The sequence below is a fragment of the Deltaproteobacteria bacterium genome, from assembly GCA_016874775.1.
Lineage (GTDB): Bacteria > Desulfobacterota > Binatia > Bin18 > Bin18 > VGTJ01.
In genome coordinates this window covers 19819-33130 of the sequence record VGTJ01000046.1, presented here as the reverse complement: position 1 = coordinate 33130, position 13312 = coordinate 19819, and the positions used below count along the sequence as shown (strand labels likewise).

The following is a 13312-nucleotide window of genomic DNA, read 5'->3' as shown; positions in this document are numbered from 1 at the left end:
AGGCCTACAGGTCTCCGACGATGAGTTTCAAGCGCTCAATATCAAACCCGGTAAGTTTCATGGCGATTGGAACTATACGCTTCTTCCTCGCTCTTAATCGGTAACTTAATTCTTGCCCATGCCTTAACTGATTGAGGAGCACGCTCTTCTGTCGAAAGATAACGTTGCTTGAGCACCTCACGACGAGCCTGATATTCGCTTAACTCTGGCATACAGTTCTCCTCTGTCGCTGTTGGCTATTTACTCACTATCGTCGGATTATTCGTTGATGCAACCGGGGCGCGACGGGGACAGAGCACAGCGGTCCCAACTAGACAGCGGTCGCCATTGCCATTCTCAACAAGAATGTCGCAGTGAACGATACACGCCCTATTTTGTTCCTCTTTCTGTGTGATAGTGCCCAGGTATGTCAGCGTATCACCATGGCGGACCGGTGATCGGAAACTAATAGTGAGAGTCTGTAATCGCCAACCAAAGAAATGCTTCGTCAACATGCGGACCAGAAACGTTGCACTCAACGGTCCTGGAACAACCGCCTGCTGAAACCCACGTTGTTGGGCGATTTCCTGACTCATGAAGCGCTGATCAACCATGCGCACTTCGGTTCCATAGCGCTGGATGTCGTCAAGCGTCGGGCTGTAGGTCAGCGGTCCGATTTCGTCGCCGATTTCGATGGTGGTGACGGGCTTGGCAGGTATCTCATTCATACGACTTTTCCTTGGGGTACACGGGGTGCCGTGGGGCGTGGAACGTGTGACGTGATGCGTGAAAAATAAGGGACGAGGGGCTGGGGGCTAGGGACTTGTTGCCCTTCCTCACGAGCCCCAAATCTCTAGCCTTAAGCCTCATCTTGCATTCTTTCAATTTTAAATTTCGAATCTTGAATCTTAAACTTTTTCAGATTTTCTTGTCCGGCGATCGCACCATCCGCCGTTCACGCATTAACAACACAAGTTGCCCTGTAGTATCCCTGACCAACATTTCTCGCACGAAGACACCGAGCGGTCCGCTGCGTCCGGTTTTTTCATACACGTCAGTGATCTTCACTGAGACGGCGTAGGTCTGCCCCGCGTAGATCTCGTCGTGATATTCAAATTCCAATCCAGCATTCAGGCTGACCAGCCCTGGCGCGAGTTCTGCTTCAGGAAGCGCGAGCACGCCGCGAATCTTCATGCCAAAGAGCGGTGGCGCAATACAGCTGGGATAACCAGCCTGTCGGGCAGCATCGGAATCAGTGCACAGAAGATCGTCATCACCAGTCGCTGCCGCGAATGCGCGAATATTTTCTTCGGTTACCAGAAAATCGCCCACTGGTACTTCTTTGCCTAATAGCGCTGGATCGATTGTGATCATATGGGTTCCTCACGCATGCACTGGCGGTCGTCGCCCGGCCCATGGTCGCGCTTGCTCAAGTTGTGAGGCGACACGAATCAAGAGGTCCTCACGCCCGTAGGCGGCTACGAGATGAACACCAACCGGTAGCCCTTCGGCGCTCCAGTACAAAGGTAAAGAGATTCCCGGTTGTCCAGTGATATTGAAGGCTGGCGTAAACGATGCAAGCGCCTCAGATCGTCGCCCTGGGGCTAAAGGGTTTTCTGTGGTGGCAGTGAACTGTCCGAGAAGCGGTGGTAACTCCGCGATCGTTGGCGTCAGAAGAAGATCAAAGCCGTCATTCCACCACGCCGCAATGTAACGACTATGAGCTTGCAACCACGTGAGCGCTTGTACATACCGTGTGCCTGAGCGGGTACGACCAATCTCGCGCGAAGTCCAGGTATACAGTTCGACATCCTGTGGCCCAATGGTCTTCCCGGTTTGCTGTTCAACCGCATCGAGATGCGCTGCAATTGACGTCGTCAGGATTGTCCAAAAGTGACGTGCGCGCTCGTGACTGGCATCGAGTGCGGTTGGATACGATTCTTCAACAGTATGTCCTAATGATGCCAGCAATTTCGCAGCGTCCTGTGTGGCAGCGACACATTCTGGGTGCACTGCCATAGTTCCACCAGGAGCTCGAGTCATCAGGCCAATGCGCAGCTTGCCAGGATTGGCTCCAACCTCTTGGAGAAACGGTCGAACTGGGAGTGGTGCAGTATAGGGATCGCCCGGCATCGGACCAGCAATGGCATCAAGGATCGCCGCTGAGTCTCGCACTGAACGTGTCACAACGTGTTCGATAGCCATCCCCTGCCACATCTCGCCATGATCCGGTCCCAGCGAAACGCGCCCACGCGACGGCTTCAAACCTACTAACCCACATATCCCTGCAGGAATACGGATCGAACCGCCACCATCATTGGCATGAGCAGCCGGAACCATCCCCGAGGCAACCGCCGCTGCGGCACCGCCACTTGAGCCACCGGGAGAACGGTTGGTATCCCATGGATTACGCGTTGGGCCATACGCTTCTGGTTCTGTTGTCGGGAGGATAGCGAGTTCTGGGGTATTGGTCTTGCCAACAAAGATGAAACCCGCTGCGCGCAGCTTCGCAGCCATATAGGTGTCGTTTTTCGCCACCCATTTGAGATCTCGCAAAAATCGCATCCCTTGATGATAAGGATCACCAGCCGAGTGGCAACCCAAATCTTTGAGCAAAAATGGCACACCACGAAAGGGGCCATTGGCAAGCGTCGTCGATTCCGCTTGAGCACGAGCTTTGTCAAATAATGGCGCGATGACAGCGTTGAGTTGTGGGTTAACTGCCTCGATTCGAGAAATAGCGGCATCGACAAGCTCACGTGGAGTGACTTCCTTGCGCCGGACAAGTTCAGCCTGAGCAGTAGCATCAAGAAATGCGAGATCAGTAGGCATAGCGCCCTCCCTTCGGGTCTCCTGCTATCAGAAAGCTCGACAAAGGAGAAGGGAACTCCGCTTGCCTTGACAACACGCCGCAGTGCCGGATACTGGCGAGCCAATGAAACAAGAAGACATCAGCAGCAGTCTCTCCGCTTCACCGGCCACAACGGCACCTGCGAAAGCCAAGACGTTCTACGGCTGGGTCGTGGTTGGCTGCGCCTTTACCGTGCTTTGTGTCGCCTACGGCATTCAGTTCAGTTTCGGCGTGTTCTTGCCAGAGATCTCAAAAGATACCGGCTGGGGACGTGACAGTTTATCGTGGCCCTATGCGCTCTATGTATTTCTTTACAGTGCTCTCGGTGCAGTAAGTGGCCGTTTCACTGATCGCTGGGGGCCGCGGATCGTTATCACTGTCGGTGGATGCCTGTTAGGAGTTGGCATTATCCTCACCAGTCAAGTGCAAGCGGTGTGGCAGATGTATCTGTCTCTTGGGCTCATTGCTGCGTCAGGCATGAGCGCGGCTTATGTCCCATGTAATGCGACGGTGGTGCGCTGGTTTATCGAGAAACGCGGCTTCGCTATTGGCCTCACTTCGAGTGGGGCGAGCTTTGGCACTTTTCTCTTTCCTCCGCTCGCGGCTGCGCTGATTTCTGCTTTTGGCTGGCGTGGCGCGTATCTCGCCCTTGGGATTCTCGGCCTTGCGGCTATTACTGCATGCGCAGCATTTATGGTTCGTGATCCTGAGCAGATGAACTTGCATCCCGACGGGATTCCTCCAGCACCACTTCCATCTTCACCCTCTTCCTCACAGCCTGTAATAGCAAGCGACGAATGGACGCTTGCTGAAGCAAAACGCACCACCCCGTTCTGGTTACTCAACCTCGTCTTCATATTGACGTGGCTGGTGGTGTTCATGCCGATGGTCCACCTTGTCCCCTTCGCTGTCGACCTTGGCATCCCACAATTTCGTGCAGCAATGACGATCAGTGTCGTCGGCCTCGCGGGTTCGATTGGGCGTTTGTTTATCGCCACAATTTCCGACCGACTGGGTCGCGTTGCTACTCTCGGGTTGTGTTTCGTGCTGCAAGGACTCGGGTTTCTCGGTTTCACTCTGAGTTCTGGATTGACGACGTTATATCCTGCCGCTGCCATTTTTGGTTTGTCGTATGGTGGAGTGACTGCGTTATTTCCGGCAATCATTGGGGATTTCTTTGGCCGCATGTCGGTTGGAGCAATTGCGGGGTTCATTTTTGCGGTGTCTGGCGCTCCCGCGGCCTTTGGTCCGCTCATCGCTGGCTATATGTATACTATCACTGGAAGTTATAGTTTGGCGTTTCTTTTGAGTGCCTCCCTTAACTTTATTGCCTTCGCACTCCTATTCTTCTTGAAGAAGCCACAGCGCTGAAATCGTCTTCACCGAACGCTTGCTACCATAGAAAACGCCGGTTAGGATCATTAGCTGGGTATCCTCTCTCCACATATCTTACCCAAATAATTCAAATCCCGCTCTTGGGTGAAGGAGTTCCACATGAGCCAGAGAAATACCTACATGGCAATCGCGGTACAGATGTTTGCGGTTGCTACGCTTCTGTCGACGACAAGTTGTGGTCGTCCCCTCAGTAACACTGAGAAAGGCGCATTGCTTGGTGGAGCCGTCGGTGCCGGAACTGGTGCGTTGATTGGCAAAGGCAAAGGCGCCGCTATTGGCGGCGCGGCGGGCGCTGTTGGCGGTGCAGTTATTGGCAGTCAGATGGATCAGCGCGAACGCGAGCGGTACGGAGATGATCGCTATTATTAAGAACAACGCCGACGTGACTACGAAGAGCAACGCTATGAAGAAGAGCGCCGTCGTCGCGAGCGCGATCGATATCGCAATGACGATTATTAAGTCCGCAGCCAATCTCGTAGAGACGCCCCGCCGGGGCATCTCTACCCTTCGCACGGTCCCCCCAGCGTCAGTCTCTCCTTCCCGTTGACGTTACAACTCCTCCTTATTAGACTGCCACTATCTTGATGCCGTAAGTACGAGGTCGTTTGTGTTCACTTCCGATGCTGTCACTAATGGGATTCGCGTGCGTATCAACGCACGGTTTGATCCTTCTCGCTCCAAACCGCAACAAAGTCAGTGGTTCTTTCTCTACACCGTTACCATTTCCAACGAAGGCTCGGTGACCTCTCAGCTCATCAGTCGTCACTGGGTCATCACCGATGCCAACGGCAAGGTCGAAGAAGTGCGCGGTCCTGGCGTAGTTGGCGAGCAACCTGTCCTGGGCCCTGGCCAATCGTTTGAGTACACCTCCGGCTGTCCCCTGAGCACTTCCTTTGGCACTATGCACGGCACCTATCAAATGATCACCACCAAAGGTGAACGATTTGACGCCACCATCGCCGCCTTTACCTTAAGCGAGCCGCACGCATTGCACTAGGAGTGATAAACCATGGCGCAAGAAGAAGTGGTGCTGACGCGCGATTGTGAAGGAACACAAATTCCCCAAGGAACGCCCTTCACCGTTCCCAAAGGAACACCAGCGTTTATTACCCAAGCACTCGGGGAAACCTACACGCTTCGTCTCCCAACACTGGGCAGGCTCGTTCGTATTACCGATAAAGATGCCGATGCGATCGGCAAACAACGCACACAAGGAAGCCGAGAAACCGCACGGAACGACGGGCCACTCACGGAAGATATGGTGTGGGCACAGTTGCGAGAGGTCTACGATCCCGAGATTCCTATCAATGTTGTTGATCTTGGACTCGTGTACGATCTTCAGCTCAACCCGCTTCCAGATGGCAAGCACAACGTGTTAGTACAAATGACCCTCACCGCCCAAGGCTGTGGCATGGGACCTTCCATAGCCCGCGATGCGCAACGGCGCATTGAAACGTTACCTCATATTGCTGACGTCGAAGTTCGCATTGTTTGGGACCCGCAATGGCATCCGGACATGATGTCCGCTGAGGGGAAGAAGCGGTTGGGGGTGGAGTAAGTCAAGCGAAACACAACCACTCCCCCTCCGTTCTCATTGCTTGACGAGGCAAATCAGATTTTGTACATCTGCTTGTACAGGTGGAACTTATGCAAGCAAAAAAAATTGTGAGTCTCGCACAAGCACGAGCCTCCCTCAGCCGTCTTACCCGTGAGATTGCTACTGGCGGCGGGCCGATTGCTATTACGCAACGTTCAAATCTTGCCGCACTGTTAGTCAATGCAAAACGATACGAGGAAGATATGGCAGAACTCGCGCTGTATCGTCGCCAGCGGCATAAGTCTGGATTGCGATCGTACGCAAAGTTGATAGAAATCGTTGGCGACCTTGACGAAGCCTCTCGTCGACTCACTACAGAGTATGAGGCCGCTCTCAAACGGAGCGGAGAGGTATTACGTCATGCTCTACGTGACTGACACACATCCCCTCATTCTCTTCTCTACAGGAAAAACGCAGAAGCTCGGCAAGAATGCTCGACGAGTTTTTCGCGATGCTGAGCAGGGAAAGTCACGCATTGTTATTCCAGTAACGGTACTTGAGGAGATAATGCGGTTAAGTGAAGAGGGAGCGATCCGTCTTGCAAAACCGTTTCCTGAACTTGTGGCCGACTATCAACACGAACCTAGCCCTTTCTTCATTCAAGACTACACACTTGATGTTCTCCTGGCAGCAGCTCAGTTTTCGACCATTCGCGACCCGTTTGATCGCGTGATTGTTGCCACTGCTCAGGTGCTCGATTACCCACTTATCACGAGTGATCATGTTTTTCATGAAGGAAGGTTTGTTCCCATGGTATGGGATTGATATGGAGCGTAAGGCCATCGGCCTTCACCCAAACGAGGTGTGAAAGGCTGTCGGCTTCAGGCTGTGGGGTTTTTGCTTGTCGTCTCACTCAGCGCTCGAAGCGCATCACCACTGATCCGATACGGCAACCATTCTTTCTGATGGGTAATGCCGAGACGGTGGTAAAATTCACGCGCGGGATTCCAATCGAGTACAGAGAGTTCTAGACGCCCGCAGCCACGCGCAACGGCAGTTTTTGCCAATTCGATGATCAGCTTTTTCCCAACCCCATGACTGCGCCACTGCTCCAGTACGAAAATATCTTCGAGATGAATTCCCGCTCGTCCTTCCCAGGTCGAGTAGGTGGGAAAGAATAAGGCAAAACCCACTGCCTCGGTATCTGCTTCAGCAATTAACACTTCAAATTTGGGCTGCTCACCAAAACCGTCGCGGAGCAGATCTGCAGTTGTCGTCTTCACCGCATCTGGCTCGTTCTCAAACGCGGCCAGGCCTTTGATGAAACGGAGAATCGTTTCAACATCAGCGGCGGTGGCAGGGCGGATGGAAATATGCACCATAAGACAAGTCTCAAATAAGTCTCGGACAAGTCTCAGACACGTCAAGGCAAGTCAAGGACCTGTTCGAGACTTGTTTTGACATATTGAGACTTGCTTGAGACTTGCATTTGACCTTACGGCTCAGTTTTCACCAACTTAAACTGCCCTTTGACGGCATTGCGATACAGGTTGATCTGACCAATGTGTCGTGCTCGACCCGCTTGATCGCGTACGCCCATCCCGCCTTGTGGTGCCAAACACAGCACGCCAATTTTGCCGATCTGCATGTTGTGGTGTACGCGATAGGCCGCTTCGCCAGCTTCAGTCAACGGGTACGTCTCGGACAAGAGTGGATGAATCGCCCGTTTACACGCCAAGCGGTTCGCTTCCCACGCTTCACGATAATTCGCAAAATGCGAACCGATGATGCGCTTCTTGTTCATCCATAAGTAACGATTGCCATACTCGTGCATGTAGCCAGTCGTCGACGCACAAGTGACGACACTGCCACCAGGACGGGCGAGATACACACTGGCGCCAAAGGTATCGTGCCCCGGATGTTCGTACACGACATCAGGATCTTCACCTTCTGTGAGGTCACGAATTTTCTGTCCGAGGCGACGCAGCTCGCGCACATTCTGTGATCCATCTTCATTCCAGAACTGATAACCTTCTGCACGTCGGTCAATCACCCAACGTGCGCCAATCGTTTCACAGAGACGAACACGCTCTTACGACGACACAACACAAATCGGAAAGGCGCCAGCGTTGAGGACATACTGCAAGGCAAAGCCACCAAGACCACCGACAGCACCCCAAATCAACACAATATCGCCTTGCTTAATTTGCGTACCGTTGGGACTCACTAACATGCGGTACGAGGTCGAATTCACCAACGGCATCGAGGCGGCTTCTTCCCACGTCAGATGAGGTGGCTTAGGCATGAGCTGATTGGCACGGACAAGCGCGATTTCTGCCATGCCACCAAAGTTGGTCTCGAACCCCCAGATGCGTTGGTCTGGATCAAGCATTGAATCGTCATGGCCATCGGGAGCTTGCATATCGACGTAGTTGCAGTGAATCGTCACCTCATCACCGGGCTTGAATAGCGTCACCCCAGGTCCAACCTTGAGAATTACGCCAGAACCGTCGCTCCCTAAAATGTGATACGGCAAGTTGTGACGTTTATCCCACGGACTTTTCTTGGCCGCCCGTTCGAGAAATTGGAAGGTTGGAATAGGTTCAAAGATCGCGCTCCAGACGGTATTGAAGTTAATGCTGGTCGCCATCACTGCCACAAGCGCCTCATTGGGACCAACTTCAGGCAGCGGCACTTCATCGACATGTAAACTCTTGCGTGGGTCCTTCTTTTCCGAAGCCAGCCCATCGAACATCTGCATTTCGTCTTTGTGAGTCGTCACCGCGCGCATCGACTCAGGCAAAGGCATCGCCGCGTAATCGTCTGACTTTGCCTGCCCTGAATTAATCGCGTCAAGAATCGCTTTCATTGAACCTGGCATACTCGCATTCTCCTCAACACTACAAATCTCACCGGAGTCTGGTGGCCAGATAAATTATACACAATAACAAGCAGCTCTCAGCAATCAGGCGACGAGCATTCAGCCATCAGCGGTCAGCTCTCAGCCAAAATAGGGAAAGAAAAAGAACAACGCTTTTCTGCCTGTTCCCTCTTAGCTGGTAGCTGAAAGCTGAGAGCTGATTGCTTACTCACCGTTGTGGATCAATTAACACACCCGGATTCAACAACCCTTGCGGATCTAATGAGGCTTTTGCCGCCCGGAGAGCGGTCGCAACAAGCTCGGGACGTTGTTGATCGTACCACGGTCGATGGATACGCCCAACCGAGTGATGATGCGTCACTGTCCCACCAAGACGCACCATCGCTTCACACGCTGCCGACTTCAAGGCTTTCCATTGCTCCATTTCTCCACCGGGCTTTCCAAGTCCCAAGAACGTGTAATACGGCGCTGGTCCATCAGGATACACGTGCGTAAAACGGCACGAGAGAATTCCGCCACCACAAATTTCGTCGAGTGCCTTTTGCGTTGCTTGCATCACACCGGCGTGAAATTCGGCAAAACGGTTCCACGGAATGGCCGTTTCGACGGTGTCAAAAATCGCGCCCATCGCTGCCATAGGACCGAGCATGTAGGGCATACGGATAAAGGCATCACGCCAATCGCCAGTCGCGCCACCACGCCCCGCAGCTTCACCGCCACCACGAATCACCACCCCATTCGGGGTCGTGCCGCCATGATCTTTGCAACATTCCAATGCCCGGTTGAACCACACTTCGACTGGATGATCGGCTGACTCAAAGCCCAGCATCAGCATCGTGCCACTGCCATCACCAACATTGTTACGCTTCACTTCCGCAGGATCGAGTAACCGACAGTTTGTCGGATAGAGACCAGTTTGGCTGATCGCGCGGACGGCTGCGACGCCAGCCTCGAACGTAGCGAAGTGCACGGCTGCTGATGCCCGATAGACAGGACGATCCTGCAAACGCATCCAGGCTTCAGTAATAATTCCTAGCGTTCCTTCCGAGCCGATGAACATGCGGTCAGGGCTCGGACCGGCACCTGAGCCAGGCAACCGCCGCGTAGCAATTGTCCCTTTTGGGGTCACCACACGCAGTGACTCAACAAAGTCGTCGATGTGAGTATAGAGCGTCGCAAAGTGGCCACCAGACCGTGTAGCAATCCACCCACCTAAACTCGAAAACTCAAACGACTGCGGATAATGGCGCAAGGTATAACCATGTGGGCGCAGTTGATCTTCCAGTGCCGGACCATACACCCCAGCCTGAATCCGTGCCGCACGAGACGCCTTATCGATCTCGACGACTTTATCGAGATACTTCATGTCGATGGTCACAGTGCCGCGATATGGTCCGTCACTGGGGGGCTCAACACCAGCGGTGACACTCGATCCGCCGCCAAAGGGGGTCACCGCGGCATTGGCTTGCGAGCACCAATCAAGCAGTGCGACAACATCAGCTTCACTTTTCGGATAGGCTACGACATCTGGTGGATTAGGGAACTCACCACGTGACGCACGCAGCAAATCAGGAAAGGCTTTGCCATACGCATGCACGACCCGATCATACACCGCCGTCGAACAGAGTTGCGCTAAAGACGCAGGGGGACTCACGCGTGAGGCACGTAAAACAATATCCTCAACCTTCGGAACTTTATTGACCGTCAGATCATTCCGCCCAAGACTGATGGCAATGCTTTTTGCCATCGACTTTTGCTGATCTACGGTTGGTTGTTGATCTTCATACCCCCAGCCCCATGCACATAGACGACGGTCTGTCATATTCCTTCCTCTCTTTGTAGCGTACGCGATCAAAGGGACTAAACAGGCAAAGAATGTAGAATGGAGGAGGTAGAAGGTAGAATGAGAGCAGTAAAGTTTTCCCTTTTTTCTCCTACCTCCTGCCTCCTCTATTCTATCTTCTTCACCCGGTCCTTAATCCTTCCCCTCGTTCCTCACTCTCGTCTCGGATCTGTCGCACCGGCCTCTCTGAGCACTGCGGCGACAGCATCACGTTTATAGAGCGTTGCCCGTGTAAGTGGAGTCGCACCATTTGTATTTGGCGTATTAATCTCCGCGCCAGCAGCAATCAATGCTTTCGCAGCATCGACGTGCCCCTCATTTGCGGCCCAAGTAAGAGCCATATTACCCTCTTGATCCCGCGCATTCACATCTGCACCGCCATCGAGTAGCGCCTGAATCACCGCCACTTGATTCTTTTCTGCGGCATACATCATCGCAGTCCACTTACTATCTCCAGGCGTATCAGGAGCCATACCTGCAGCCAGAAAATGCTCTACTGCGGCAGCGTTTCCTTTTGAAGCACTATCGAAAAACACCTTTGGTTCATAAGCTAACCCAAGAGTCTCTAATTGTTTACGTGCCTCGTCTGGTGTCTCCTTTGGTGGTTTACGTGGTTTCGCTACAGCAGGTGCGGCTGGAACCGCTGCAGGTGCTGCGGCTGAGGGCGCAGGTGCCGATACTGCAGGAGGACTCTCATTCTTCACCTCTTGGCCTGGACCATGCGATCCAGAGTCACATCCTGTGTTGACCACACTCAACGCTACGACAATAGACCCCATAAGAGAAAAACGCATCATCACAAGTCCCTCCTTTTTTATCGGGTCATTGCATCATCGGGTGAGCGGGTCATTGAGAAAAAACGGTACTTCTTCAATGGCTCGATGACCCGATGGCTCAATCTTTCAATACTTCCCAAATGGCGGTGCCGCAATCGTCGTCTGCAGCTCAATCAAATGCATCTCTCCCGACGCCAGTGCGTTTTCCAGAGCTTTCCCCAAAGTTTCGGGAGAATTCACCCGCGTCGCTGCCACGCCAAACGACTTGGCAAACGCCACAAAATCCGGATTCGTCAGCTTCGCCTCATACTCCTCCTGAAAAGCCGTGCGTTGCAAGTAGCCAATGACACCGTATGCATTGTCGTTCACCACAATCATCGGAAAGCCAATCTTATGGCGCACACAGGTCGCTAACTCCTGCGCGGTATACATAAACCCGCCATCACCAATGATGCCAACGACTGGCTTTGTCGGACGCGCGACTTTGGCACCAATCGCTCCAGGAAAACTAAAGCCCAGCAATCCTGAACCTTTGGCGGCAATTACACCATTCGCTTGATACGACGGATAGAAATATTCAGCCCAATAAGCAAGCTGGGTATTATCACCAACGAGCATGCTATCGCGCGGCAGAATCTGCCGCAGGGTGTCGAGATAGCGGACTTCATGCAACTCTTTGCGCACTTGCGCCAATTCTGCATCGGTCTGTTTACGCCACTCGGCAACTCGCGCTTGCCGTTGTCCGGCATAGGGTTCACCTTCGAGTTGACGACGCAGCTCAGTGGTAATCGCACGAATATCACCGACGAGCGGAACATTGGTCGGAAAGTTCTTGCCGATCCAGCGCTCGTCCCAATCGACATGGATGACGGTCTCAGGGAGTGCGAGACCGCGACGCTTAGCGTCGACTTCACGTAAACGCGTCCCGATCACTAGGGCGACATCGCACTGCGGCACGATGTCTTTTACCACCATCCGTCGTGCCGCATTACCAAACGACAACGGGTGGTCTTCAGCAACTACGCCTTTCGCTGCAGTACTTCCTACCACTGGTGCAGACAGCGCTTCAGCCAGCGCGGTAATATCAGCGGATAGGTTCGCACGCGCGGCATCGGTGCCAATGAAAATCACCGGCTGTTTTGCTCGACGCAGCAAAGACACGGCTTCGTCTAGACGTGCAGGCAATGCCGGTGTTTGTCCATCTCGTTGTGACACCGGAGCGATCGTCACCTCGTTGGCCCATAGATCATGCGGCACTTCGACATAGACCGGGCCTGGGCGGTTACTACGAGTGAGTTTCAATGCTTTCGTCATCGTCGCGTATGGGTCATCGCTCGCGCGGAGCGAAAATGTCTGTTTCGTCACTGTACGAAACAGTGAAGTCTGTTCTTCGAGTTCATGCAACACGCCTAGCCCTTGACCAATTTTGGCGGCGTCGATGTTTGATGTCATCATCACCACCGGCGAGCAACTACCAGAGGCTTCCTGTAACGAAGAGAGGGTAAAACCTGCACCTGGGCCGGTTGATGAAATAATCACGCCGATCCCACCACTGGCACGCGCATAGCCATCGGCCATGTGGGTTGCAGCTGCCTCGTGACGACAGACGATATGGCGAAACGAGCCATCGCGACGGATGGCGTCATACAATCCGATGTTATGAATACTGGGAATCCCAAAGATAGTCGTAATTCCAGCTTCCTTTAGTGCCTGAACGATCGCTTCGGATGTTTTCGCCATGTCCCTCGCGCTCCTCTTTATCCACGCTGATTTCGTTGGCGACGCTAGCACACTGGAGGACGAATGCCAAAGAGGGCGCACTCCCTTGGCAAACGCCGCAATTTCCACCACAGTACAAACTCATAAGGCAAGCAGACAGAGATAGAGAAACAGAGATATAGGTCTCCTAAATGAAACGTGCCGTGTGAGTGCCAACCATGCTTCGACAGGCTCAGCATGAACGGAAAAAACTTAACGAGTGCAATCTCTACCCCGTACACCCTGAGCTTGTCGAAGGGTGGTGTGGGTCTCTCGTGTTTCCATTTCAACT

Annotated in this window: 13 protein-coding genes and 1 pseudogene; 6 read left to right on the top strand and 8 right to left on the bottom strand. The window is 53.3% G+C overall.

The genetic code is table 11. The features are described 5' to 3' along the window. Window positions 1–236: 236 nt before the first annotated feature. The 3 genes from FJ147_10145 to FJ147_10135 form a co-directional block, all read right to left on the bottom strand. Window positions 237–707 carry a hypothetical protein gene (locus FJ147_10145; GenBank protein ID MBM4256245.1) on the bottom strand — a complete coding sequence of 157 codons (471 nt, stop codon included), beginning with the start codon at window positions 705–707 and terminating at the stop codon, window positions 237–239. A 190-nt stretch (window positions 708–897) separates the two neighbouring features. Continuing rightward, complete coding sequence (locus FJ147_10140; GenBank protein MBM4256244.1) at window positions 898–1353, bottom strand: MaoC family dehydratase; 456 nt, start codon at window positions 1351–1353, stop codon at window positions 898–900. A 9-nt stretch (window positions 1354–1362) separates the two neighbouring features. Further along, window positions 1363–2811: an amidase gene (locus tag FJ147_10135; GenBank protein ID MBM4256243.1), complete on the bottom strand. Its 1449-nt coding sequence runs from the start codon at window positions 2809–2811 to the stop codon at window positions 1363–1365. Window positions 2812–2914: 103 nt separating this feature from the next. Here FJ147_10135 and FJ147_10130 point away from each other — a divergent pair, with 103 nt between their 5' ends. The 6 genes from FJ147_10130 to FJ147_10105 all read left to right on the top strand — a co-directional run bounded on the left by FJ147_10130 (window position 2915) and on the right by FJ147_10105 (window position 6587). Beyond that, entirely contained in the window at window positions 2915–4201 is a 1287-nt protein-coding gene (locus FJ147_10130) for an MFS transporter (protein ID MBM4256242.1), read from the top strand. A gap of 144 nt (window positions 4202–4345) precedes the next feature. Further along, entirely contained in the window at window positions 4346–4594 is a 249-nt protein-coding gene (locus tag FJ147_10125; protein MBM4256241.1) for a glycine zipper 2TM domain-containing protein, read from the top strand. Window positions 4595–4832: 238 nt separating this feature from the next. Then, window positions 4833–5222: a Co2+/Mg2+ efflux protein ApaG gene (gene apaG / locus FJ147_10120; protein MBM4256240.1), complete on the top strand. Its 390-nt coding sequence runs from the start codon at window positions 4833–4835 to the stop codon at window positions 5220–5222. A gap of 12 nt (window positions 5223–5234) precedes the next feature. Beyond that, window positions 5235–5783, top strand: coding sequence for a putative Fe-S cluster assembly protein SufT (sufT, locus tag FJ147_10115; protein ID MBM4256239.1), 549 nt, complete (start codon window positions 5235–5237; stop codon window positions 5781–5783). Between the two features lie 89 nt (window positions 5784–5872). Beyond that, a complete protein-coding gene (locus FJ147_10110; protein MBM4256238.1) occupies window positions 5873–6199 on the top strand; it encodes a type II toxin-antitoxin system Phd/YefM family antitoxin in 327 nt (108 codons plus the stop codon). Further along, window positions 6144–6587, top strand: a complete 444-nt coding sequence (locus FJ147_10105; protein MBM4256237.1) for a type II toxin-antitoxin system VapC family toxin — start codon at window positions 6144–6146, stop codon at window positions 6585–6587. The genes FJ147_10110 and FJ147_10105 overlap by 56 nt, the downstream gene beginning before the upstream one ends. A gap of 56 nt (window positions 6588–6643) precedes the next feature. On the opposite strand, the gene FJ147_10100 is transcribed toward FJ147_10105, so the two are convergent. The 5 genes and pseudogenes from FJ147_10100 to FJ147_10080 all read right to left on the bottom strand — a co-directional run bounded on the left by FJ147_10100 (window position 6644) and on the right by FJ147_10080 (window position 13002). Beyond that, on the bottom strand, window positions 6644–7144 hold the full coding sequence (locus FJ147_10100) for a GNAT family N-acetyltransferase (protein ID MBM4256236.1): 501 nt from the start codon (window positions 7142–7144) through the stop codon (window positions 6644–6646). A 113-nt stretch (window positions 7145–7257) separates the two neighbouring features. Further along, a pseudogene (ccrA, locus tag FJ147_10095) lies at window positions 7258–8631 on the bottom strand (crotonyl-CoA carboxylase/reductase). Window positions 8632–8851: 220 nt separating this feature from the next. Next, entirely contained in the window at window positions 8852–10465 is a 1614-nt protein-coding gene (locus FJ147_10090) for an FAD-binding oxidoreductase (protein MBM4256235.1), read from the bottom strand. A 173-nt stretch (window positions 10466–10638) separates the two neighbouring features. Further along, window positions 10639–11283 (bottom strand): ankyrin repeat domain-containing protein, encoded by a 645-nt coding sequence (locus FJ147_10085; protein MBM4256234.1) that lies wholly within the window; start codon window positions 11281–11283, stop codon window positions 10639–10641. A gap of 105 nt (window positions 11284–11388) precedes the next feature. Continuing rightward, window positions 11389–13002 (bottom strand): thiamine pyrophosphate-binding protein, encoded by a 1614-nt coding sequence (locus FJ147_10080; GenBank protein MBM4256233.1) that lies wholly within the window; start codon window positions 13000–13002, stop codon window positions 11389–11391. Window positions 13003–13312 lie beyond the last annotated feature (310 nt).